The sequence below is a fragment of the Neisseria sp. P0001.S005 genome, from assembly GCF_051963715.1.
This window is the reverse complement of record NZ_JBQCTZ010000973.1, coordinates 1-271: the sequence shown is the minus strand read 5'-3', so window position 1 is coordinate 271 and position 271 is coordinate 1. Positions and strand designations below refer to the sequence as shown.

The following is a 271-nucleotide window of genomic DNA, read 5'->3' as shown; positions in this document are numbered from 1 at the left end:
TACAGTTGGAAAGTACGTTCTACACCTTCGCCGCTAGAGATTTTGCGAACGATGAAGTTGCTGTTCAGGCCACGGTTACGGCGAGCGATAACAACACCTTCGTATGCTTGCAGACGGCTGCGAGAACCCTCAACTACACGTACAGATACGACAACGGTGTCACCTGGAGCGAATTCAGGGATTTCTTTGTTCAGGCGAGCGATTTCTTCTTGCTCTAATTGTTGAATCAAGTTCATTTGTTTTTCCTAAGTTATGATTGGATTTCCTGTTG

The 271-nt window shown here is 45.8% G+C and carries 1 protein-coding gene; it reads right to left on the bottom strand.

Going from position 1 to position 271, the window contains the following annotated elements; genetic code table 11:
• Window positions 1-236 (bottom strand): 50S ribosomal protein L19 (gene rplS, locus ACTHSP_RS23735; protein ID WP_440347202.1); only part of this gene is annotated, 236 nt, incomplete at its 3' end.
• Window positions 237-271: the final 35 nt, after the last annotated feature.